Origin of the sequence: Nissabacter archeti (assembly GCF_018257325.1) — a bacterium.
Classification (GTDB): domain Bacteria; phylum Pseudomonadota; class Gammaproteobacteria; order Enterobacterales; family Enterobacteriaceae; genus Chimaeribacter; species Chimaeribacter arupi.
Genome location: NZ_JAERKB010000001.1, coordinates 548,228 through 571,253, shown reverse-complemented (window position 1 = coordinate 571,253; position 23,026 = coordinate 548,228). Strand labels below are relative to the sequence as shown.

The window sequence follows — 23,026 nt, the reverse complement described above, 5'->3', positions numbered from 1 at the left end:
AACAAACAACTTTTCAGCACAACAGACAACAAGGGAAGGGGTTGTCAGCTGTGGGACTGGCCGGTCAGCACTCGCCGCGCTTCGCGGTAACGTTTTTTCCAGTAATTATCGCTGAGGCTTGAGATCATCACGCCGCTGCTGGTGGAGGCATGTACAAACTCATCGTTGCCGAGGTAGATACCCACATGGCGGCCGGTTGAGCCGGCACGGAACAGCACCAGGTCGCCGGGGCGCAATTTGCCTTTCTGGATCCCTTTGCCGATATCCTGCTGCTCATAGGTGGAGCGCGGCAGATCCAGGCCAAACTGTTCGCGGAAAGTCATCTGCACAAAGGCGGAGCAATCAATGCCGCGTTTGCTGGTACCGCCTAAACGGTAGCGCACGCCTTTCCAGTCGGCGTACTGGTCCATAATTTTTGACTTGATGTCAACATTACGAACCATCTCTTCAAACTCATCCTGAGAAGCTTGCAGTAGAAAGCCGTTACGGTCATTTACTGCATGCGTCTCAGTCTGCGCATGTTGGGAATTCATCGAACTACAGGCCGAAAGCATGACGGCCATCGCCACTGCGGGGATCGCCCGCACGATATATCTCAGAAAGGGTTGAGACTTGACCATTATAAATGTTTTCCCTTGATGTCCTTAACGACGACGTCGCTATAAGAAAAATGCCAAACGGAATGAGCCTACTGACCGTCGAAGTATTGAGCAATTCACCTGATTGAAAAGTGCGGCTTTACGCACAGATTTCGGTTAATTTCAGATGAAAAAACAGAATAACCTCAAAAGTGAAACCGAGATTACCGTAACCCCCCAGAGATTGCGAGTGCTTTTAAAATAATTCCGATAAGAATTTGTGATGTAAAGTCATGTAAGCAATCGATTAAAACTCACTGTTTTATTTTTAGCCACCTTCCGCGGAAAACAGCCCCTTAAGCGGCCGTTCTGTGGTTTTATTGTTGAGCAGGCGGCGGCCTTGCCCGGCAGCGGCATAAAAAAGGGAGCCAACGGCCCCCTTATGCATAATGTTTTGTTCTGTCTGGTGATGTTTGCCGCGTCAGCGCGGCTGATGGTTTTTATGCGGCAACCGTTGGCTCAGCCAGTCAATAAGCCGGTCACACGCCGGGGTCAGCAGCCACCAGCTGAGGCCCACCAACACCACCGAGAGCGAGCCGACGGCGATATCACTGAACCAGTGCGCGCCAATCATCAGGCGCGGCAGGGAGAACACCACCACAATCGCCAGGGCCAGGGCAAAGGCGGTGTGGGTGCAATAACGCCACATAAAACAAGCGAAAATAATCAGCATCATGCCGTGGTCGCCGGGGAAACTGTCTGTGGAGGCATCCTTAGTGGGAATGCCGGTCAGCTCACTGACGCGGTTAACGTGCGGGAAGAACAGGGAAGGGCTGACGTGTTTGACCGGCAACAGGTGGCCGAGCTGGTTCAGCACGATGGCCGTCAGCAGCATTACTACGCCGGTCACCACCAGGCGACGGCGGCCCTCAGCAGGCTGTTTCAGGTAGAAGGAGAGATACACCAGCCCCATCGCCAGGAGTGAGCACCCGTCGAACAGGCGGTTATTGGTCACCGCGACCCCTTTTAAAAAGGCCGGGCTGGTGGCCAGTTGCTGGTTAAAATAAAAAAAGATCGATGAATCGACAGAAAACCAAAACCCGTGCCGGGCGGGCAGGTAATAAGAAAGAAATAACGCCACACCCAGCATATTCAACAGCAGAATAGCCGGTAAGTTTTTACGCCACATAGCTGCGATGACCTGTTTATTTATTCAGATATAACAATGAAGGTTAAATTTGGCAGCTACGTTAAGCGCCGTCGGCTAAACGGATCGTCAACAAATCGCGTTGAAGGGCGTTCCAGTCGGTTTCACCGGGGTTAATCACCTCGATCCGGCTGTCAACCGGCGCACCCTGCTGGGTTTCAATCTGTAAGTCATGCCCCTGCCGGTTGACCCGCAGCGTGCCTTCAGGAATACGCAGCACACCTTTAACGCGCTCTACCGGGGCCAGCCGCACCCACTCCAGCAACCCAATGGTGTCAAAGATCGTTTCATCATCGAAAATCCAGCCGCAGCTGGTATAGCCCTGGCCCTGGTTCAGCGCGCGCCGCCAGCGCTGGTTGCCCGGCAGGCTCAGCGCGGCCAGCCCGCGAGGGGCCGCTGCAGGCGCATGGTGGTGCGCGCCGTCCGGCAATTCGCGCTGGTTTTCCCGCGGGCGGGTGAGCCAGCTGAACGGCACGTTGCCCTGTTGTACTGCCACCACCGGCCGCCCGCCTGCCGCCTCTGCTTCCCACGCCGCCAGCCGTTGCAGATCAGCGGCCTGGTAGGTGTCCTGTTTGTTGGCGATGATCACATCGGCCGCGGCCAGTTGATCGCGGAAATTCTCGTTGTCCGTATAGCGGGCATCAGCCAGTTGGCGCGCATCCAGCACGCACAGGGTGGCTTGCAGGGTCAGCCACGGCTGATAGGTGTCAGAGGTCAGCAGGGAGAGGATCTGCTTCGGGTGCCCCAGCCCGGTCGGCTCAATCAGCAGCCGGTCGGGTTTCTGCTTCAGCAGCATATTCAGGCCAATCTGCATCGGCAGCCCGTTCACACAGCACATGCAGCCGCCGGGGATCTCTTTCAGCACCGCACCCTGGTCAGCCAGCAGCGCGCCGTCGATCCCTATCTCGCCGAACTCATTGACCAGAATGGCCCAGTTCTCATCCGCAGGTTTTTGGCTCAGCAGATGGCGCAGGGTAGTGGTTTTCCCGCTGCCCAGAAAGCCGGTAATCACATTGACATAGGTCATAAAAGCATCCTTTGGTGGGTGACCGGCCTGTGACTCTACAGGCCTGACGCGAAGCCGCATAGTAAAGCAGGTGTGCCTGTTTGACACCCCCCGTCTATTGATTTTAAAAAACCGTTGGCAATCAGGGTGCTGCCTGTTTTGCGGTGCCAGTGTCACTGCCTGACGGCTATTTTTAAACAGACATGTCAGCCAGTGGCCGGCAGGCGGTGCAGGCAGTGGTGCAGGCAGGGAAAGGGGGAAAGTGGGGCCGCAGGGGCCGGGGTACAAAGAGCCGGCCCGGCGAATGCCGGGCGGCCGTCAGGGATCAGGCAATCTCCACCGCGGCTTCGATAGCCGCGGCCAGCGCATCCAGGTCATGGGTCAGCCGGGCATAGTCCGGGTGGCTCAGGATGATAAAACCGATAAAATCGGCGTTGCTTTGAATGGCATCACTCAGCGTATCGCCCGGCAGCACAGAAAAATGCCCCTCATGCAGCGGGATACCGCGCTCACCGGCCAGCGCGTGAATGTCCGGTAACTGAGTCAGCCGCCCGGCGCGGCGCGCACGCAACATGCGGATGCCGGAAAACGCACGCTGTTGCAGCACAGCCTGTGCCATGTTGCCGTCCGTCGCCCAGCGCAGCCAGAGCAGCCAGGGGTTAAACGCCTCATAACTGATCCGCGCCAGATCCCAGATATGCATCCCTGCCGGGCGCATATTGGTTTCCACGGCGGCCGTGGCACCCGGCAGCAGGAAAATCTCATTGTGCCAGACCCCATTTTCCACAGACACCAGCCTGCGCATATGATCCCCGGCCGCCTCGATCATCGCCTGGTCACCCTCCGGCAAACAGGCCGGCACGATTTGTTGATACTCTGCGCGGTACAGGCCTTCGGTGGTGCGTTTTTCCGTGATCCATTGCCTGCCCGCGACATAGTCCCAACTGAATTCCGAGGCCGCTTCAATCAGTGATTCCACCATGATGCCTCCGCCATGATAGGGCGTCATCTCTGCCCAGATCGCGTCACACTCCTCCCGGTGGCTGATAACCCGGCATCCCCGGCTATTGCCTTCTTGCGCCGGTTTGATAAAGGCCTTGCCGCCCAGCCGGTCAACCTCCCGCACCAGCGCTGCGGCACTGTTCACCTGTACGCTGCTGACTACCCGGTAACCGGCAGGGTGGGACGCCGCCCGGCTGTCGAGTGCACGGAACAGGCGTTTATCCAGCCCGGCCTGCGCCTGCTGCACCGCCGCCCCCGGCAGGCCGTAGTGCGCGGCCAGATGCGCGCCCATCGGCACGCCGCGATCGGAAAAGGGCAAAATGCCGATGGGGCGTAAACCGGCCTGTTCCAGCTGGTGCCGGATTGCGGCTGCCCCGGCCTCACGGGCCGGCGGTGAGAAAGAGACTTCAATCACCTGGTCGGCCGCTTGTTCATCGATGGGCTGTTTTTTTTCCGTTACCAGCACCACATGGGCATCAAAATGTTTTCTTGCCTCAGCGCGGATCTTACCGACATCGTAAATTCTGACATTGTTATAACCGGTCACGATAAAGCAGGGTGTCGTCATTTTGTCACCACCAGATTGCACTCGTTGAAAATGGCATTGATAACCCTGGGCAGATCCTGCTGTTTGCCCACCACCACGCCGCTCAGGGGAGAGTGGTCAGCGGCATAGGAGATCGGGCCTTTGGCCCTGACCGCCTGATTATGGTGATAGTGCAGCAAAAAACCGGCCCACTTTTCTGCAGAAAAAGGCACCTGGCCACCGGCATCAAGATGATGCGCCGGGTACACGAACCAGCCGTAAAACAGCGGGTTGAGCGCCTTCACCGTGGCCGGGGGGATGCCGAAGATCTGGTAGCGGAGATCGGCATGGTAGAGGTTCAGCCCGGTGCGCAGGTGGAAGGTTTCCGCCACGCCCGCCCCGCCGACGCGTGCCGCCGTCTCCAGAAACCAGAACCGGCCGCCGGCATCGCGTATCGCTTCAAAGTGGAAACTGCCGTCACGGTAGCCCAGGGCGGCCAGGGTCTCCGTGACCAGTGCCAGGTGTGCCGGATCAGTGGGGGTCTGTACGGAGCCGAGCGGGGAACCCGCCGAAAAACTCAGGCAGTCACGCAGGTACTCACTGCTGACAAAGGCGAGCGGCTTTCCTTTGGAGAGCCAGCCGTCGAAGTGGCAGACCGTGCCGTCGATAAAGGTTTCCACCATCATTTTTTCGCTGTTATCCAGCTTCAGGATGGCGTCGCGGATCGCGGCATCGTCACCGGTGATGATGCCGTTGCTGGACGCTTCTTCACGCGGTTTGAGCAGAAATTTTCCCGGCTGGGGCGGTAACTGCAAAAACTCCAGCGGATGCCAGAATGCCGGCTGGCGGATCCCCTGCTGCTTGCAGCGGTAACGCATTACCCACTTGTTGCGCAGCGGCAGAATATGGGCGGGGGTGTCGCCGGGGATGGCGAAATGTTCGCGTAAGCGGGCGGCAGCCATCAAATCATATTCTGACCGGGCAATCAGCCGGTCTGCACCGGCCAGCGTGTGGGCATGGTGTTCCGCCAGCCAGGCGGCGTCAAAACAGGGCTGCGCCAGCACAATGACCGTGGCGTTGCCGGGCAGCGGTGTCTGGGGGGCGGACAGGCAAAAATAGATAACGTCATGCGCCTGATGATCAAGGATCTGGTCATAACGGATTTTTTCAAAGGGAATGCGGTGCAGGATGACGATTTTCATGCCTGATACTCCGTGGTGATATACCCTTGTGTGCGGCTGAAAAACGCCGGTTGCTCGGCCGGCGGCATTGTGGTGATATCCCACAGCGCCATGCCCAGGAAGATTTCCCGCTCTACCTGCGGCAGGGTGTCATGGGGTTTAAACATCAGCGTATCCTTCAGGGCGGCCGGTTCCATCGGGGTACGCTGAAGGCGGGAGAGGGTCTTACCCGGCTGGCCGAAAAACACCCGGAAAAAGGTGCTGCGCTGCTCAGGGGCTTTTTCCGCCAGCGGTGCGCCGGTAATCAGCGCCAGCCAGCGTTGCAGCAGGCAAACCCCGCTGTGGAGGCGGGTGCTGTCCACAATGTAGGCCCCGCCGATGCGCGGGTTGATTTCAATCACTTCCCAGTGATCCTGCGCGCTGCATTTCATCTCAATATGGTAAACGCCGGTCTCCACACCCAGCGTCGCCATCACTTTTTCCAGCAGGGCGGTAGCGGCCGCCAGCCGGGCGGCGGAGATCGTGCGCGGCGGGCAGACACAGGCCCCCTCCAGCACCGAGAAAGCCGCCTGGCTGACATCCAGCTTTTCGTGAACCGCCAGCACCTCCAGTTGCCCCTGATGCAGGCTGACTTCGAAACTGCATTCGGTGCCGGTGATCAATCCTTCAATAATGAATGGATTGTCGGGCTGGAATACCCCGGCATAGTGGGCATCTTCCGCCGCGCGCCGTTGCAGCTGCGCCAGCTGGGCGTAAGAGGTTAACGCCGTGGCCGGAAACGTGCCCATTGACGCCAGCCCGATCCGCGGTTTGATAAAATAGTGTGCCGGTGCCGTGATGCTCTGATAAATATCCTCAGTCAATACCTGCGCCGACACACGGGATAAACCCGCCTGGTGGAGCCGGGTGCGCATGGCCCATTTGTCCCGCAGCAGGGTAACGGTTTCCTCGCGGATATCCTGGGCAGAGAAGCGCTGATTGGCATAGGCCATCAGCCCGCGATAGCCGTCCCAGACGCTGATGCAGCCGACAAAGTGATGGGTGTGCGCCGTTTCAGCCACCGTCTCATCAATATCCTGTTGCGTCAGATGCAGGCCGGCGGTGATTTTCATGTCCTCCGGGGCCGCGGTCCAGGCCGGCACCGTTAAACGGGCCGAGGCGGAGGAGAGAATAAAATAACGGTAGCCATCACGTGCCAGCAGCGTTTTGATGGGGTCAACCATCGACAGCAATTGATGGGATAAAATCAGCACAGCCTTTTTCATTTTTATTTCTCCTCCTTATTTTATGCTCAGGCCTTCAGGGTATTCTCGTGCAATTCCACAAAGAACATTTTCAGTAATTCCTGAATTTCAGAGAAATAGCGTTTTACATCGGCAATATCCTGGTCGCTTTCAATCAGCTTGCTCAGGATGTCCCACATATCCTGCGTGTGGTCCTCCACCAGATCGGTATTCAGGTGTGCTGCCTGGCCCATAATTTTGTCATCACCCAATGCGTCTGACAGGGCTTTAATCTGTTTCGGCGTAATTTTCTGCGTGGTGTATTCCACCAGATAGCTATAACAGACTACCCCCAGCGGTTTTTCATGCTCCGCGACAAAATAGAGGAAGCCGGTTAATAAGCGGGTATAAAAACTTGGCTCGGTAGCGTAAATCGTCTCTTTAGTCACCCCCAGACTCTCTGCATCCTGCATAAACAGCGTGTCGTGCAGCATCTCCTCGTCCTGATAGGCGGCGTAGAGCTGGGCGGCTTCGGCGTTGACCTGCGAAATCTTGTGCAGGGCATTGCACTGGGCGCTGCGCATCAGGCGGATACGCCAGCAGTGCTCAATCAGCGTTTGCTGATAATACGCCGGGTTGATCTCTTTGCCTTCCAGGTGCCGGGCTGACGGCACAGTGTTATTCCACTCAATAATCTTGGTGTCGAGGAAATCATCCAGTTCACGTTTCACCGCCTGGCTGCGGTCACGGTCAAGGAAAGGGGCGGTACGGATAATAGAGGTGTCTTTAATACGGTTGCTCATTATATTACTCCATATAGTTTTCTATCAGGGAAACATCACCGGTAATCAGGCATTGACATGCCAGGCGAATAGCCGGATCTTCAATATTAAGGGCGTTGAATAATCTTTTTTCTTTGGGCGTTTTGCGAGTGATATTCTCTGCGCCGGAAATAATTTTCACCCGGCATATTCCGCAGTTTCCGGTTTTACACCCGAACTTCATATTTTCACGGCACTCGGTTAATGAAATAACATCCCGGAACAGGTATTCAGTCTTACTTTTCATAAAGATTATGGAGGGCATCAGAATGTTCCTTATGGCGGCGCTGATAAAGCCACAGCCAGCTAAACAGGGCGAAAATGGCAATAGCAGACAGGATCTCAGCGTTATAGGGCGCGGGCAGATAACGCATCACACACACGGTCAACCCCGCCCCGGCACTCACGGAGATTTCTTTAATCAGCAAGGCATTGTCCTGGGCGGCGCAATAATCCAGATAACTCAGCCCGCACTCCGCGATGGAGAGCAGCGTCAGCCACAGCAGCGCCCCGGTAAAGGTATGCACCCGGAAAATATCAGGCATCGCCAGCAGCACCAGCCCGCCGAGGATAATCAGCAGCGACACCCACAACGCCTTATTGCCGCTGTACGCAATCAGTTTCATGACCGGCAGCTGTAACAGGGCCACCACCGCGCTGTTCAGGATAATCATCACGCCGTACCAGGCGGGCAGCGTGCTGTGGTGGGCCAGGATCGCCTGCGGCAGCACAGAAAACACGGCGAACAGTTTGATGCCGTTCATCAGCCCGGCCAGCACCCACAGGGTGTTCCTGCCGGAGGGCACCGTCAACGCGGTGGCAGGCAGCAGCGCCGCAGAGGGGGTAAAACGCCAGGCCGCGGGCAGGCACAGCAGCAGCAACAGGCCAAGCAGCAGGTAGAAATAGAGCGGTTGCCAGTGGGGGTAGAGCAGCACGACCCCGGCGCACAGGCTGCCGACATTCAGCATAATCTTGTTATTGGCCGCCCCGGCCGGGGTGGCAGCGGCATCTTTCTTGACGATGTAGCCCAGCACGGCGATGCCGTAGCCAAACAGGAGGACGGCGACCACCTGCACGCCCGGCAGAGCGGGTACAGCGAGCAGTATGACGCCGGCCAGCGCGGCAAACACTGTGACACGCAACGCAAAAGGGCCGAACAGCAGCAACGTCAGGGGTGTCAGGATCAGCAGCAACCGGTACCCTGTTGCCAACACAATGTTGTTGGTGGCATCCAGCCAGACGTTGGCCTGCCCAAGCAGCGCAAACAGCACAATGGCCGACAGCATCCGTAACAGTAAGGCGGGGGAGCCTGTCAGGAAGGTGTGTCGCGGCGCGCTGAAATTAAATGAAATTTTACCTAAAAGTTTCACGAATCAATACCCTGGCGAAGGTCTGGATCGCTAACATAAGGCATGATGGGCATCAGCGGCAGGTAAGGCGTGATGATTTCCCGCCCGGCCTGGCTGGTAAAAACACCGGTACAGTGGCGTCAGGATGAAAAAGAAAAGTATGCTGAGCTTAATACATTTCCAGCGGGTTGAAGGGCTGTCCAAGGTCAATCAGTTAGTGGCGTTTATCGCACAGGCGGTGGACGAAGGCACGCTGGGGCCGGGCAGCCGGTTACCTTCGCTGCGTGAATTTTGTGAGCAGTTGTCGGTCAGTAAATACACGGTGGTGGATGCGCTGGAGCGGTTGCGCGCACGCGGCCTGGTCACCTCGGTGCCGGGGCGCGGTTACTTTATCAGCCGAGACAGCGTGCCGGGCGGCCCGGCGGCGCCGGCGGCGCAGGCAGCGGCAGATCTGCACACCCGGCTGAAGCGGGCGTTTGCCACCAACAGCACCCTGCTGCGGCCGGGCTGCGGCTTTTTCCCGGAAGCCTGGCTTGATACCGGGCTGTTCCGTAAGGCGCTGCGGCACACGCTCCGCACTCCCCGCCTGCGCTTTATGGAGTATGGGCACCCGCTGGGTTACCTGCCGTTGCGCCAGACATTGCAAATGAAACTGGCCGATGCGGGCCTGCAGGTGCCGGCAGATAACCTCATCCTGACCAGCAGCACCATGAATGCCGTTGATCTGCTGCTGCGGGTGCTGGTGACACCGGGCGATACCGTGTTGCTGGACGATCTCTGCTACTTCAATTTCACCGCCAACCTGCGCCAGCACCGGGCCAACGTGGTCTTTGTGCCGCGCGGCCATCAGGGGGTGACCCCCGCCGCGCTGGAGGCGCTGCTGATCGCCCACCGGCCCAAAGTCTTTATTACCTCCGGGCTGATGCACAACCCTACCGGCCACAGCTACGCGCTGGGGGAGATGGTCGCCCTGATCACGCTGCTCAACCGCTACGGCTGCCACCTGATTGAGGACGACCTCTATCACGATCTGATGGAAGGGGCACCGCCGCCGATGGCCGCCCTGGCCGGGCTGGCGAATGCCAGTTATATCTCCGGTTTCTCCAAGCTGCTGAGCGCCAATATGCGGGTGGGTTACATTGCCGCCAACCCGGCGCTGACGCAGGCCATCACCCAGCTGAAATCCCTGACCGGCAGCGTGACCTGTGAATTTACCGAGCAGGCGCTCTGCCAGTTCTTCCGGGACGGCAGCTACTACCGCCACCAGCGGCGGCTGGTCAGCCGGTTGGCGGAATCCTCCGCGCGGGTAACCGCATGGTTACAGGCGGCGGGGTGCCGCTTCCCGGTGCGGCATACCGGGGGGCTGTTTTTATGGGCGCACTTACCCGCGCATGTGAATGCGGAGGCACTGGCAGAACAGGCGCTGGCGGAAGGGATTGCGCTGGCACCGGGCAGCCTGTTTGGCGGCGGGCAGCATGAGATGCGCTTTAATATTGCGCACAGCGATGATCCGATGGTCAGCGAGCGGGTAACGGCGCTGCTGGCATGACAACCCGGCTGCTGCCGGGCCGAAAAAAGGAGAGCTGGCCCGGCTGCTGCCGGGCCGGAAACGCTTAGCGGTTGACCCAGCGTTGCACGGTTTCACGCGCGCCGACGTCACGCAGGCTCAGCCAGGCGCGGGTCACGGCGCTGACGAACGCCGCCTGCTGCGGCAGGTCTTCGCCAAAGATCGCTTTCAGGCCCAGCAGCGCCTGCACCCGGCCTTCATCCGCCGGGGAGGCCGCCACCGTCTGTTGCAGCGTGGCGAGCATCGGGTCTTTCACCTCAATCGGCTGGCCCGCGTCGTCGGTGCCGCTGACGTAACGCATCCAGCCCGCCACGCCCAGCGCCAGCAGGTTAAAATCACTGCCGTTGGCCAGGTGCCAGCGCACCGAGTCCAGCATCCGTTGCGGCAGTTTCTGGCTGCCGTCCATCGCAATCTGCCAGGTGCGGTGCTTCAGCGCCGGGTTGCCGTAGCGGGCGATCAGCTGATCGGCGTAGCCGGGCAGGTCGGTGTCGCGCACCGTCAGGGTCGGTGCCTGTTCATCCAGCATCAGGCGGTGGGCGGCGGTGCGGTAGGCCGGGTCCTCCATGCACTCATTAATGTGCTGGTAACCGGCCAGGTAGCCGAGGTAAGCCAGGAACGAGTGGCTGCCGTTCAGCATCCGCAGTTTCATCTGCTCAAACGGCAGCACGTCGTCCACCAGTTGCGCCCCGGCGCGCTCCCAGGCCGGGCGGCCGGCGACAAAATTATCCTCGATAACCCATTGCAGGAACGGCTCACAGGCGATGGCGCAGGCATCCTGCACGCCGCCCAGCGCCTCAGCGATCTCCTCCAGCGTCTCCGGCGTGGCTGCCGGGACAATGCGGTCCACCATGGTGCTGGGGAAACTGACGTGCTCAGCAATCCAGTGCGCCAGCGCCGGATCGCGCGCCTGCGCCAGCCCGATCAGCGAGTTTTTCACCACGTGGCCGTTATCCGGGATGTTGTCACAGGAGAGCACGGTAAACGGCGGCAGGTTGCGCGTATGGCGCAGGCGCAGCGCCTCGACCAGGATCGCCGGGACGGAGGTCGGCGCGGTGGGGTTGGCGAGGTCATCCATAATCGCCGGGTGGCTGAGGTCCAGTTTGCCGCTGCCCGGCTCAATGCAGTAGCCCTTTTCCGTGATGGTCAGCGTGACTATCGCCACCTGCGGTTCCGCCAGTTTTTCCAGCACCGCCGGGACGCCCTCAATTTTGCCGTGCACCGACTCATGCACCGCGCCGATCACGATAGCCTGATTGCCCTGCGCCCCTTTTTCCAGCACGGTGTAGAGATGGTCCTGCTCGCGCAACTGGCGCATCATGTCCGCACCGCCGTGCAGGCTGACTTCGCACAGCCCCCAGTCACCGCCCTCCAGGTTCAGCAGCCGGTCGGTGACCAGCGCCTGATGCGCCCGGTGGAACGCCCCGAAGCCGATATGCACAATGCGGCTCTGCAAGCGCCGGCGATCATAAGCCGGTTGCTGGACAGCGTGCGGAAGCGAAGCGGTGGCAATAGTTTTCATGAATGCTCCTGACTGAGAATGCCGGCTACGGCCGGGAAGGCGGACCCGCGGCCGGAAAGACCCGCACACGGGGAAAAAGTGGTCAGACCAATTTTTTGGCGGCGGACAGGTTTCAGCGCATTTCCCGCACCGCCAGGCAGCCCTGACCCCCGGCAGTGTACTGCCGCACCGGCTAAATTCAAACCGCCGCACCGCAGATTAACTGAGATTCGTGAAGTGCATCAACCCATTGCCCAGAGTGTTTTGACAAGGCAACGCGCCGGTGTATGGTAGTAAGATAAGTGATAACTTGATTCACTGGTATGACAGCTTTGTGCTGATTGCCCCTTACCCGCACAGCGCTGCCCACTGCCTTCTTAATGAAAAGGATAAAGCATGGAACAAACATGGCGTTGGTATGGGCCGGCCGATCCGGTCTCATTGGATGATCTGCGTCAGGCCGGGGCGACCGGGGTAGTGACCGCGCTGCACCATATTCCTAACGGCGAAGTCTGGCCGGTCGAGGAGATCAAGGCGCGGCAGGCGATCATTGAGGCGAAAGGGCTGGTGTGGTCAGTGGTGGAAAGCATCCCGGTGCATGAGGAGATCAAAACCCGCAGTGGTGACGTGGCGCAGCATATCGCGAACTACCAGCAATCCCTGCGCAACCTCGCGGCCTGCGGCATCCGCACGGTCTGTTATAACTTCATGCCGGTGCTGGACTGGACGCGCACCGATCTGGCGTATGAACTGCCGACCGGCGCCAAAGCGCTGCGGTTTGATCAGGATGCCTTCGCCGCCTTTGAATTGCATATCCTGAAGCGGCCGGGTGCGGAACAGGATTACGACGCAGAGGCGCAGGCGCGGGCCGGGGCCTATTTCCAGGCGATGAGTGAGGCCGACGTGGCGCAGCTCACCGCGAATATCATCGCCGGGTTGCCGGGGGCGGAAGAGGGCTACACGTTGGATCAGTTCCGCGCCCGTCTGGCAACCTACGAAGGCATCGACAAGGCCGCGCTGCGGGAGAACATGGCGGCCTTTTTACGCGCCATTGTGCCGGTAGCGGAGGAAGTGGGCATCAACCTGGCGGTGCACCCGGACGATCCGCCGCGCCCGATCCTCGGCCTGCCGCGCATTATCTCCACCCAGGAGGATATGCAGTGGCTGAAAGAGACGGTAGACAGCCCGAATAACGGCTTTACCTTCTGCACCGGCTCCTATGGCGTGCGCGCAGACAACGATCTGGTCAGCATGATCGACACCTACGCTGACCGCATCCACTTTATCCACCTGCGCGCCACCTGCCGCGAGGCGAACCCGGAATCGTTCCACGAGGGCGAGCACCTGCACGGCGACGTGGACATGGTGGCGGTGATCCAGGCGTTGCTGCGTGAGGAGCAGCGCCGCCACCGCGCCGGGCGGCCGTCCGCCATCCCGATGCGCCCCGACCACGGGCACCAGATGCTCGACGACCTGCACAAGAAAACCAATCCCGGCTATTCGGCGATTGGGCGGCTGAAAGGGCTGGCGGAGTTGCGCGGCGTCGAGCTGGCGCTGAAGTGCACCCAGTTCACGGACTTGCCGCGGCGCTGAGTGGGCCGCCATACAGAAAAGGCCACCATAAAAAAAGGCGCTCACTGAGCGCCTTTTTCGTGGCGGGGTTATTTGTCCGCACGGCCCATATAGCGGCGTTCCGCGATATGGATGGTGATTTTCTCACCGGCACTCAGGTATTCCGGCACGGAGATCACCAGCCCGGTGGTCATGGTCGCCGGTTTGTTACGGGCACTGGCCGATGCGCCTTTGATGCCCGGTGCGGTTTCCACAATCTCCAGATCCACGGTCTGCGGCAGTTCCAGCGCCAGGATCTGGCCGTCCAGCGTCAGTACCTGCATCCCCGGCATCCCGCCTTCCGGGATAAACAGCAGCTCATCTTCAATCTGATCTTTCTTGAAGACGTATGGGGTGTAGTCTTCGTCGTCCATGAACACGTACTCGTCGCCGTCCACGTAGGAGAAGTTAACGCTGCGGCGCGTCAGGGTCACGGTGTCCAGGATGTCGTCGCCCTTGAAGCGCTCTTCCACCTTCAAACCGGTACGCACATCGGAGAAGCGCATTTTGTACAGGGTGCTGGCACCACGGGCGCTGGGGCTTTGTACATCAATGTCTTTCACCAGCAGCAGCTTGCCGTTGTAATTGATTACAAAGCCGCGTTTAATTTCGTTCGCTCTTGGCATAAAAAGTGACCTGTCTGAGAGGATTATCAAGAAGTGGCGACAAGGTACCCGTGCCGTGCGCTTCAGGCAAGCGGGCGGCGCAAAAAGAGTGAGGCGGTACGCGTCAATCCCCCGTACCGCCTGCGCCTCAGCGGTAAACCGGCAGCAGATCGGCCAGTGACAGCAGGTGCGCCGCTGCGTTGATCACACCGAACGCCAGCACAAACCACAGCACCGCCGGGCCACCCGGCACCCGGAACCCGCCGTGAGGGTGGCGACGGCGGCTGGCGCGCGCCAGCAGCGCCGGGACAATCACCGCCCACACCGTGGCCGCCAGCCCGGCAAACCCGATGGCATACAGGAAGCCGTCCGGGAACAGCAGGGCGCACAGCGCCGGCGGCGCAAAGGTCAGCAGCGCACTGCGGGCGCGGCCGCCGCGGGTATTACTGAGGCGGAACACATCGGCCAGGTAGTCAAACAGCCCGAGCGCCACGCCCAGGAAGGAGCTGGCCAGCGCCATGTAAGAGAAGGCGTTCAGCAGGGTGGTGATCAGCGGGTTGGCGCTGACACTGCCCATCTGTTTCAGCAGACTGCCGATATTGCCGCCCTCGGCAATCACCGTGCGGAAGGCGTCACGGCTGATATTGCCCTGGATCACATACTGCCACAGCAGGTAGATCGCCAGCGCAATCAGCGTGCCGCCCACCAGGCTGCGCACCACCGGTTTCGGCTGGTGGTGATAGTAGGTCACCAGCCCCGGCACATTGCCGTGGTAGCCAAAAGAGGCCAGCAGATAGGGCAGGGCCGCCAGTGCGTAGGGCGCATAATCGCTGCCCGGCTGGGCGCTGTTGAACAGCAGTGCCGGCTGCACCTGGGTAAACAGGTTACCGATGGAGAGCGCAAAACTGATCACCATGCCGCCGATCAGAATGGTGCTGAGGCGATCCACCGCCCGCGTCGAGAGCCACACCACCAGCGCCACCGCCACGGCAAACGCCAGCCCGGCGCTTTTCTGCCCCAGCGCATCGCCCAGCGTATGGGCAATGATCGACCCGCCGGCAGAGATATAGGCGTAGTTGAGGATGTAGAGCACAAACGCGATCGACAGCCCGTTAATCAGGCTCCAGCGCCGCCCCAGCAGGTCCCGCACCAGGGTATGGAAACTCGCCCCGGCCGGGTAATTCAGCGCCACTTCCAGGATTAACAGGCCGGAAAGCAGCATACAGAGCCAGGTATAGGCCAGCAGCAGCACGGAGCCGCTGAACCAGACGCCGGACGTCACCACCGGAATAGAAAACATCCCGGCACCCACGGCGGTACCGGCAATGATCATCGCGCCGCCAAAGGCGGAAGGGCGGGTGGCGGGCAGGGTAAGGTCAGACGACATGATGGCTCCAGGTAGGCTCATTGTGCTTATGCACTTCTTGGGACTCGCTCAACTTCTATGTACTAGCTCAATAGTACAAAAGCGGGAAAAAGAAGTAAACCGCGGTTTACTTCATGCACCTGCCGCGGGGTGGAAGAATATCCTGACAGGGTGTAAAACGGCGTGAGTAAACGCCGGTGGTGGTGGGGCGGTGCCGGGGATTGTTGTGCTGCGGGGCAGGGGCCACGTGAAACAGCGCTGGAGAAGCGGCGCGCTGCCTGTTATTGTCGCGCCTGATAACTCTGCCCTGTGAGCTGATGATGGAATGCCGTACCGACTGCGGGGCCTGCTGTATCGCACCCTCTATTTCTTCCCCGATCCCTGGAATGCCTGACGGCAAACCGGCCAACACCCGCTGTGTCCAGCTTGATGAGCAGTTGCGTTGCCGCCTGTTCCATTCGCCGTTGCGGCCGAAAGTCTGCGGTGGCCTGCAGGCCAGCCGTGAGATGTGCCACAGCCACCGGGATGATGCGCTGATCTTTCTGGCGCGGCTGGAAGCGGCCACCGCGCCCTGACACCGCTTACGGCAGGGGCAGGCCGCCGTTATCGCCTTTTTCAATCGGCAACAGTTCCGCCAGCGGGTCTGCGGCCGGTTTGGGCGCGACATCATTAATCCGCCAGACGCAATACACCGCCCCAACCACCATCGCCAGCGCGCTGTAGAACACCGCATGGTAATTCCACATCTCGGCCACCACCCCGGCGCATGACCCGGCAATAATCCAGCCGACGCGGGTTGAGTTGGTAAACAGCGTGGTGGCGGCCCCGGCCTGATTCGGCATCAAATCCTGGAAATAGAGCATGCCGATCCCGGCCAGGATGCCGATAAACACCGCATTGAGCAGTTGCAGCAGCAGCAGCGCCACCGTGCCGGTGGTAAACAGCAGGCAGAAGTAGAACAGCACCCCGGCCGCCACCGCGAGGCGCATCATGCTGCGCTTACCGAAACGCCGCGCGTAATACCCGGCCACCAGCATGATAGGGATCTCAAGCCCGGCCGCCGTGCCCATCAGCACCCCCACCAGTTTCTCCGGCAGGGCCAGCTCCTGCACCAGATAGAGCGGCATATTGATCAGGTACATCCCGTTGGCCGTCCACATCAGGGTGCAGGCGGCGAACAGCAGCAGCGTATCGCGGCGGTTACGGCGCGGGGCCTGTAAGGTATCGGTGGTTTTCAGTGCCGCTTTCGGCATCGACGGCAGGAAGTAACGCACCAGCAGCCCGCACAGCAAAAAGGCCACGCCCGCCGCCATATACATAAAGGGAAAGCCGAAGCCGAGCGCCAGCGCGAAAGCCAGCGGCGGGCCGACCACCCACGCCAGCGACACCTGCGCCCGCAGGATCGAGGTAAACATCACCGCTTCGCGCCCGGTCTTTTCGGAATGCTCGCGCGCCAGCGCAAACATCTGCGGGTTGGCGGTGGAGCCGAAACTCGACAGCAGCACCCCGACCAGCAGCAGGATCAGGTAGTTGCGGTTATAGGCGAACAGCACACAGGCCAACGCGCCGAGCAGGCAGCAGACAAAAATCAGGTTGCGGCGGTCACCGCGTTTGTCAGAACGGCTGGCCAGCATCTGGCTGACCAGAATGCCGATCACCGCGCTGCCGGTGTAGAACAGCCCGACCATAAACGGCCGTGCATGGACTTCGGTAGAGAGGAACAGACTCAGGGTCGGGGTTTGCAGCGCGCCGGCAATACCGGTCAGAAACGCCACCAGTAAAAAGGCCACCGAGGTGACATCGGGCAGGCGTCGGGCAGAGGCTATGGGAGCAGACATAATATTCGCTAACAGAACAGGAAAAGGGGGAGGTCGCGGCGGATCTTACGCCTGTTTAAAAAAAACAAAAAGACGTTTCAGTTGCTGAAAAGGTAAACAGATTTTTCTTCGCCGGCAGGCCAACGTGAAAGGGTGATCGGCGGCCGGCAGAGGAAAATTGCCCTGCCGTCAGAAGAGATTCAGCGGGTTACGCGGTATCCGGTAAACAGAACTGCCCGCGCTGCCACAAGGTTATCGCTGTTTCGCTGGCTTCAAAGTGTGGCCGGGGCAGGGCGTCCGGGGCACACCAGCGCCATTCTGCACACTTCTGTGGCTCTTTGCGCTGCGCCTCGCCGCCGGGATGGCGGGCCAGCAGGCAGACAGACACCGTGTGTTTGCCCTCCTGGCGCCAGGTTTCCAGGTTGTTGCTGATGCCGATCACCTGCGGTGCAACCAGTTGCAGGCCGGTCTCTTCCGCCACCTCCCGGATTGCCGCCTCGGTGAAGCCCTCGCCCGGCTCCATATGGCCGCCGGGAATCGACCAATAAGGCGCATGACTGCCGCAACGTTGACCAAACAACACCTCCCCGGAGGCGTTCACAATAATTACCCCTACACCCATGACTACCGGCATGAATTCTCCTGTCAGCTATTTTCAGCAAAAAGCGCTTGCATCGTGTATGTGCTTCAGCCGCAATCAGCAAAATGTGCGTGAAGTCAAAAAACTGTGACAACAACCACAAGAAAACTTGCATAAAAGTCAGGCTGGTCAGAGACTAATTGAAACGTTTCAGCGCTGGTCAGCGTGTTCATGGCCTTACCGGCGCCGCCTTTTTCTCAAGAGAGCTGAAACGATTCAATTTCAGCAAGCGAGGAGAATTATGTTCCAGTTGTCACAGCAAGACATCCACCTCGGTGCCGCGGCTGCCAGCAAGCAAGAGGCCATCCAGCAGGTGGCGGCAGCCCTCACCGCCGCCGGTAATGTGGGCGCCGGTTATGTTGACGGCATGCAGCAACGTGAGTTGCAGACCTCCACCTACCTCGGCAACGGTATCGCCATTCCCCACGGTACCACTGACACGCGCGATCTGGTACTCAAAACCGGCGTGCAGGTCTTCCAGTTCCCGCAGGGCATCGCCTGGGGCGACGGCCAGACCGCCTATGTGGTCATCGGCATCGCCGCCCGTTCAGACGAACACCTGGCCCTGCTGCGCCAGCTGACGCACGTGCTGTCTGATGACAGCGTCGCGGCTGAAATGGCGAAAACCGACTCCAAAGAAACCCTGCGCGCCCTGCTGATGGGCGAAAAGCAGAGCGCGGAGCTGCTGTTTGACACCTCGCTGATGGCGCTGGATGTGGCCGCCGACAACCTGATCACGCTGCAGGCGCTGAACGCCGGCCGCCTGCAACAGGTCGGCGCGGTAGACAGCCGCTTCGTCAGCGATGCCGTCAGCCGTGCGCCGCTGAGCCTCGGCCAGGGTATCTGGCTGGCAGACAGCTTTGAGGGCAACCTGCGCAGTGCGGTGGCCGTGAGCCGCCCGGCCAGCGCCTTTGAGCAGGACGGCGAGAAAGTCGCCCTGCTGGTGACCGCTGCCGTGGCAGACGACCAGCCGCTGGCGGTGCTGAATTACCTGAGCGACCTGCTGCTGGCGGACAAAGCTGAACGCCTGCTGAAGGCTGACGCACCGACGCTGCTGGCGCTGCTGACCAGCGTGGTGCCCGAAGAGAGCCAGGTGCTGAGCGCCGAATTCGTGGTGCGCAATGAACACGGCCTGCACGCACGGCCGGGCACCATGCTGGTGAACACCATCAAACAATTTACCAGTGACATCACCGTGACCAACCTCGACGGCAGCGGGAAACCGGCCAACGGCCGCAGCCTGATGAAAGTGGTGGCGCTGGGCGTGAAAAAAGGCCACCGCCTGCGCTTCACCGCCAGCGGGGATGACGCCGAACAGGCGCTGCAAGCCATCGGCACCGCCATCGCCGAAGGGCTGGGGGAGGGCGTATGAGCCGCAGAGTCGCTACCATTACCTTAAACCCGGCCTACGATCTGGTGGGGTTCTGCCCGGAAGTCGAGCGCGGTGAAGTCAACCTGGTGCAAACCACCGGGCTGCACGCCGCCGGGAAAGGCATTAACGTTGCCAAAGTGCTGAAAGATCTGGGCATTGACGTTACTGTCGGCGGCTTCCTGGGCAAAGAGAACCAGGACGGTTTCCAGCAGCTGTTCAGCGAGCTGGGCATCGCCAACCGCTTCCAGGTGGTCAACGGCCGTACCCGCATCAACGTCAAACTCACCGAGAACGGCGGTGAAGTCACCGACCTGAATTTCTCCGGCTTTAACGTCACCCCGCAGGACTGGGAGCGCTTCGTCACCGATTCCCTGAGCTGGCTCGGCCAGTTCGACATGGTGGCGGTGAGCGGCAGCCTGCCGGCAGGCGTCGATCCGGAGGCTTTCACCGACTGGATGACGCGCCTGCGCAGCCAGTGCCCGTGCATCATTTTCGACAGCAGCCGCGACGCGCTGGTCGCCGGGCTGAAAGCCTCGCCGTGGCTGGTCAAACCCAACCGCCGCGAGCTGGAGATCTGGGCCGGTAAAAAACTGCCGACGCTGGAATCCGTGGTGGAAGCGGCCCACGGCCTGCGCGACCAGGGCATCGCCCACGTGGTGATCTCGCTGGGTGCGGAAGGGGCGCTGTGGGTCAACGCCTCCGGGGCCTGGCTGGCGCGCCCGCCGGCCTGTGAGGTGGTCAGCACCGTGGGGGCGGGCGACTCGATGGTCGGCGGCCTGATTTACGGCCTGCTGATGCGCGAATCCAGTGAACATACCCTGCGCCTCGCCACGGCGGTTGCCGCCCTGGCCGTGAGCCAGAGCAACGTCGGTGTGACCGATCGTACCCAACTGGCGGCGATGATGGCCCGTGTTGATTTAAAACCTTTTAACTGACAGCAGGAGGCACAATGAAAACGCTGCTGATGACAGACCCGTCGCTGGGACAGGCACGAGGCTATCTGGCGAAACGTATGCTGACCGCCGCGGCCCAAAAAGCCGGGGTGACGCTGACCGACAATGTGGCGGAGGCCGAACTGGTGGCCGTCGCCGGGGAACAGGCACCGGCAGACGCCGCCCTGAACGGTAAAAAACTCTTTGTGGGCGCGCTGCAACAGGCCGTGCGCGATCCGCAGGCGTTCCTGCAACGTGCTCAGCAGGAAGCCACCGCGTATCAGGCGCCGCAACCCACCGCGACCCTGACCAACGCCCCGGCTGCCGCGGCGGCCACCGGGCCGAAACGTATTGTGGCAGTCACCGCCTGCCCGACCGGCGTGGCACACACCTTTATGGCCGCCGAAGCCATTGAGGCGGAAGCCAAAAAACGCGGCTGGTGGGTAAAAGTGGAAACCCGCGGCTCCGTGGGTGCCGGTAACGCGATCACCCCGGAAGAAGTGGCGCAGGCCGATCTGGTGGTGGTGGCGGCCGACATCGAAGTGGATCTGGAGAAGTTTGCCGGTAAGCCGATGTACCGCACCTCGACCGGGCTGGCCCTGAAGAAGACCAAACAGGAGCTGGACAAGGCAGTGGCGGAAGCGGAAGTCTACCGGCCGGCCGGTGCGGGCAGCACGGCAGCGAAAAGCACCAAAAAACAGGAAGGCGGCACCGGCCCGTACCGTCACCTGTTGACCGGCGTTTCCTACATGTTGCCGATGGTGGTGGCAGGCGGGTTGTGTATCGCGCTCTCCTTTATCTTCGGCATCAAAGCGTTTGAAGAAAAAGGCACGCTGGCCGCCGCACTGATGCAGATCGGCGGCGGCTCCGCCTTCGCCCTGATGGTGCCGGTACTGGCCGGTTACATCGCCTTCTCCATTGCTGACCGTCCCGGCCTGACGCCGGGCCTGATTGGCGGGATGCTGGCCGTGAGCACCGGTGCCGGGTTTATCGGCGGGATCATCGCCGGTTTCCTGGCCGGGTATGTGGCCCGTGCCATCAGCGGCAACCTGCGCCTGCCGGCGAGTATGGAGGCGCTGAAACCGATCCTGATCATCCCGCTGGTGGCGAGCTTGATCACCGGTCTGGTGATGATCTACATCGTCGGCACACCGGTTGCAGGCATCATGAAATGGCTGACCGACTGGCTGCAATCGCTGGGTACCGCCAACGCAGTCCTGCTGGGGGCCATCCTCGGGGCGATGATGTGTACTGACATGGGCGGCCCGGTGAACAAAGCGGCTTACGCCTTTGGTGTGGCGCTGCTGAGCTCCTCCGTGTATGCGCCGATGGCTGCCATCATGGCGGCCGGTATGGTGCCGCCGCTGGCGATGGGTGTGGCCACCCTGTTGGCCCGTCGCAAATTTGCGCAAAGTGAGCAGGAAGGCGGTAAAGCGGCGCTGGTACTGGGGCTGTGCTTTATCTCTGAAGGCGCGATTCCGTTTGCTGCCCGTGACCCGATGCGTGTACTGCCGTGCTGTATCCTGGGCGGGGCGCTGACCGGTGCCCTCTCCATGGCGTTTGGTGCCAAGCTGATGGCACCGCACGGCGGGCTGTTTGTGCTGCTGATCCCTGGTGCTATCCAGCCGGTGCTGCTCTACCTGGTGGCGATTGTTGCCGGTACGGCCCTGGCAGGGATCTCTTACGCCATCGTGAAACGCAATGATGCGGAAGTGGCGGAGAAAATCGAGGCGCAGTAAGCGGTTTCCAGTTTCTCCCCTGACAAAAAGGCGCTCAGTGAGCGCCTTTTTTATGCCGCGGCGTCAGGCTGCCGGGCTGTCTGCGGTATCCTGCTGCGACTTCAGCCAGGCGATCTCCTCGGCCCAGATGCTGCTGTCGATGGTTTCCAGAACCAGCGGGATATTATCGAACCGCGCATCCGCCATGATGTAGCTGAACGGCGTATGGCCGATGTTGCCCATGCCGAGGCTGTGATGGCGGTCAACCCGGCTGGCGAAGGCACTTTTGGCGTCGTTCAGGTGCATACCGCGCAGGTAGTTAAACCCGACAATCCGGTCAAACTCGGCGAAGGTGCGGTCACAATCCTCGCGCGTGCGCAGGTCATACCCGGCGGCAAAGGCGTGGCAGGTGTCGATACAGACGCCGACCCGGCTCTTGTCTTCCACGCCGTCAATGATGGCGGCCAGGTGCTCAAAGCGGAAACCGAGGTTGCTGCCCTGTCCGGCGGTGTTCTCAATCACTGCCGTGACGCCTTCGGTCTGGTCGAGCGCGATATTCACCGACTCCGCGATCCGCGCCAGACAGGCGTCTTCATCAATCTGCTTCAGGTGGCTGCCGGGGTGGAAATTCAGCAGCGACAGCCCCAGTTGCCCGCAGCGGGTCAACTCATCGATAAAGGCCACGCGTGATTTCTCCAGCGGCTCAGCTTCCGGGTGGCCGAGGTTAATCAGGAAGCTGTCATGCGGCAAAATCTGCCCGCTGGTGTAGCCGTAACGCTCACAGTTGCGCCGGAAAGTGTCAATCACCTGGCTGCTCAACGGGGCAGCACGCCACTGGCGCTGGTTTTTGGTAAACAGGGCGAAAGCCGTCGCCCCCAGCGCATGGGCGCGTTCCGGCGTCTGATCAACCCCGCCTGTGGCGCTGACGTGCGCTCCGACAAACTTCATGTCATTCTCCTCTGGTTCTGCCTGTCAGCGCATAGTGTAATGGTTTTGTTACCACAAAC

The 23,026-nt window shown here is 60.5% G+C and carries 21 protein-coding genes; 6 read left to right on the top strand and 15 right to left on the bottom strand.

Annotated features, from left to right (window positions below; translation table 11 throughout):
* Positions 1–44: 44 nt before the first annotated feature.
* From mepS to JK232_RS02635, 9 genes are all read right to left on the bottom strand, one after another.
* Positions 45–620, bottom strand: coding sequence for a bifunctional murein DD-endopeptidase/murein LD-carboxypeptidase (gene mepS / locus JK232_RS02675; RefSeq protein ID WP_072933648.1), 576 nt, complete (start codon positions 618–620; stop codon positions 45–47).
* A gap of 439 nt (positions 621–1,059) precedes the next feature.
* Positions 1,060–1,767, bottom strand: a complete 708-nt coding sequence (locus tag JK232_RS02670; RefSeq protein WP_101828294.1) for a phosphatase PAP2 family protein — start codon at positions 1,765–1,767, stop codon at positions 1,060–1,062.
* Between the two features lie 61 nt (positions 1,768–1,828).
* On the bottom strand, positions 1,829–2,812 hold the full coding sequence (locus JK232_RS02665) for a CobW family GTP-binding protein (protein WP_212588771.1): 984 nt from the start codon (positions 2,810–2,812) through the stop codon (positions 1,829–1,831).
* Between the two features lie 304 nt (positions 2,813–3,116).
* Positions 3,117–4,361: an ATP-grasp domain-containing protein gene (locus tag JK232_RS02660; RefSeq protein ID WP_072932903.1), complete on the bottom strand. Its 1,245-nt coding sequence runs from the start codon at positions 4,359–4,361 to the stop codon at positions 3,117–3,119.
* Positions 4,358–5,521: an ATP-grasp domain-containing protein gene (locus tag JK232_RS02655; protein WP_072932900.1), complete on the bottom strand. Its 1,164-nt coding sequence runs from the start codon at positions 5,519–5,521 to the stop codon at positions 4,358–4,360. The genes JK232_RS02660 and JK232_RS02655 overlap by 4 nt, the downstream gene beginning before the upstream one ends.
* Positions 5,518–6,765 (bottom strand): ATP-grasp domain-containing protein, encoded by a 1,248-nt coding sequence (locus JK232_RS02650; protein ID WP_072932898.1) that lies wholly within the window; start codon positions 6,763–6,765, stop codon positions 5,518–5,520. Before JK232_RS02650 ends, JK232_RS02655 begins: the two co-directional genes overlap by 4 nt.
* Before the next feature lie 26 nt (positions 6,766–6,791).
* Positions 6,792–7,526, bottom strand: a complete 735-nt coding sequence (locus JK232_RS02645; protein ID WP_072932896.1) for an iron-containing redox enzyme family protein — start codon at positions 7,524–7,526, stop codon at positions 6,792–6,794.
* A 4-nt stretch (positions 7,527–7,530) separates the two neighbouring features.
* Positions 7,531–7,809, bottom strand: a complete 279-nt coding sequence (locus tag JK232_RS02640) for a 2Fe-2S iron-sulfur cluster-binding protein (RefSeq protein ID WP_072932895.1) — start codon at positions 7,807–7,809, stop codon at positions 7,531–7,533.
* Positions 7,781–8,914, bottom strand: a complete 1,134-nt coding sequence (locus JK232_RS02635; protein WP_139300368.1) for a hypothetical protein — start codon at positions 8,912–8,914, stop codon at positions 7,781–7,783. The genes JK232_RS02640 and JK232_RS02635 overlap by 29 nt, the downstream gene beginning before the upstream one ends.
* A 139-nt stretch (positions 8,915–9,053) precedes the next feature.
* On the opposite strand from JK232_RS02635, the gene JK232_RS02630 reads away from it, so the two are divergent.
* A complete protein-coding gene (locus JK232_RS02630) occupies positions 9,054–10,442 on the top strand; it encodes an aminotransferase-like domain-containing protein (protein ID WP_212588770.1) in 1,389 nt (462 codons plus the stop codon).
* A 64-nt stretch (positions 10,443–10,506) separates the two neighbouring features.
* On the opposite strand, the gene JK232_RS02625 is transcribed toward JK232_RS02630, so the two are convergent.
* Complete coding sequence (locus tag JK232_RS02625) at positions 10,507–11,979, bottom strand: mannitol dehydrogenase family protein (RefSeq protein ID WP_072932892.1); 1,473 nt, start codon at positions 11,977–11,979, stop codon at positions 10,507–10,509.
* Between the two features lie 375 nt (positions 11,980–12,354).
* Here JK232_RS02625 and uxuA point away from each other — a divergent pair, with 375 nt between their 5' ends.
* On the top strand, positions 12,355–13,551 hold the full coding sequence (uxuA, locus tag JK232_RS02620) for a mannonate dehydratase (RefSeq protein ID WP_072932891.1): 1,197 nt from the start codon (positions 12,355–12,357) through the stop codon (positions 13,549–13,551).
* A 68-nt stretch (positions 13,552–13,619) separates the two neighbouring features.
* On the opposite strand, the gene yeiP is transcribed toward uxuA, so the two are convergent.
* Both yeiP and mtr read right to left on the bottom strand, forming a co-directional pair.
* On the bottom strand, positions 13,620–14,195 hold the full coding sequence (yeiP, locus tag JK232_RS02615; protein WP_101828298.1) for an elongation factor P-like protein YeiP: 576 nt from the start codon (positions 14,193–14,195) through the stop codon (positions 13,620–13,622).
* 127 nt (positions 14,196–14,322) lie between these two features.
* Positions 14,323–15,561, bottom strand: coding sequence for a tryptophan permease (gene mtr / locus JK232_RS02610; protein WP_101835680.1), 1,239 nt, complete (start codon positions 15,559–15,561; stop codon positions 14,323–14,325).
* Between the two features lie 299 nt (positions 15,562–15,860).
* On the opposite strand from mtr, the gene JK232_RS02605 reads away from it, so the two are divergent.
* Positions 15,861–16,115, top strand: coding sequence for a YkgJ family cysteine cluster protein (locus JK232_RS02605; RefSeq protein WP_072932916.1), 255 nt, complete (start codon positions 15,861–15,863; stop codon positions 16,113–16,115).
* Between the two features lie 6 nt (positions 16,116–16,121).
* Here the strand turns inward: JK232_RS02605 and JK232_RS02600 are convergent, their stop codons facing one another.
* Both JK232_RS02600 and JK232_RS02595 read right to left on the bottom strand, forming a co-directional pair.
* Complete coding sequence (locus JK232_RS02600) at positions 16,122–17,378, bottom strand: sugar efflux transporter (protein ID WP_101835682.1); 1,257 nt, start codon at positions 17,376–17,378, stop codon at positions 16,122–16,124.
* 187 nt (positions 17,379–17,565) lie between these two features.
* Positions 17,566–17,991, bottom strand: coding sequence for a nucleotide triphosphate diphosphatase NUDT15 (locus tag JK232_RS02595; protein ID WP_072932888.1), 426 nt, complete (start codon positions 17,989–17,991; stop codon positions 17,566–17,568).
* 247 nt (positions 17,992–18,238) lie between these two features.
* Here JK232_RS02595 and fruB point away from each other — a divergent pair, with 247 nt between their 5' ends.
* Genes fruB through fruA form a run of 3 tightly spaced genes read left to right on the top strand, consistent with a single transcriptional unit; the run spans position 18,239 to position 22,040 of the window.
* Positions 18,239–19,369: a fused PTS fructose transporter subunit IIA/HPr protein gene (fruB, locus tag JK232_RS02590; protein ID WP_101828301.1), complete on the top strand. Its 1,131-nt coding sequence runs from the start codon at positions 18,239–18,241 to the stop codon at positions 19,367–19,369.
* Positions 19,366–20,304 carry a 1-phosphofructokinase gene (gene fruK, locus JK232_RS02585; protein ID WP_101828302.1) on the top strand — a complete coding sequence of 313 codons (939 nt, stop codon included), beginning with the start codon at positions 19,366–19,368 and terminating at the stop codon, positions 20,302–20,304. Before fruB ends, fruK begins: the two co-directional genes overlap by 4 nt.
* 14 nt (positions 20,305–20,318) lie before the next feature.
* Positions 20,319–22,040 (top strand): PTS fructose transporter subunit IIBC, encoded by a 1,722-nt coding sequence (gene fruA, locus JK232_RS02580; RefSeq protein WP_072932883.1) that lies wholly within the window; start codon positions 20,319–20,321, stop codon positions 22,038–22,040.
* Positions 22,041–22,103: 63 nt separating this feature from the next.
* On the opposite strand, the gene nfo is transcribed toward fruA, so the two are convergent.
* Positions 22,104–22,967: a deoxyribonuclease IV gene (nfo, locus tag JK232_RS02575; protein ID WP_212588769.1), complete on the bottom strand. Its 864-nt coding sequence runs from the start codon at positions 22,965–22,967 to the stop codon at positions 22,104–22,106.
* Positions 22,968–23,026: the final 59 nt, after the last annotated feature.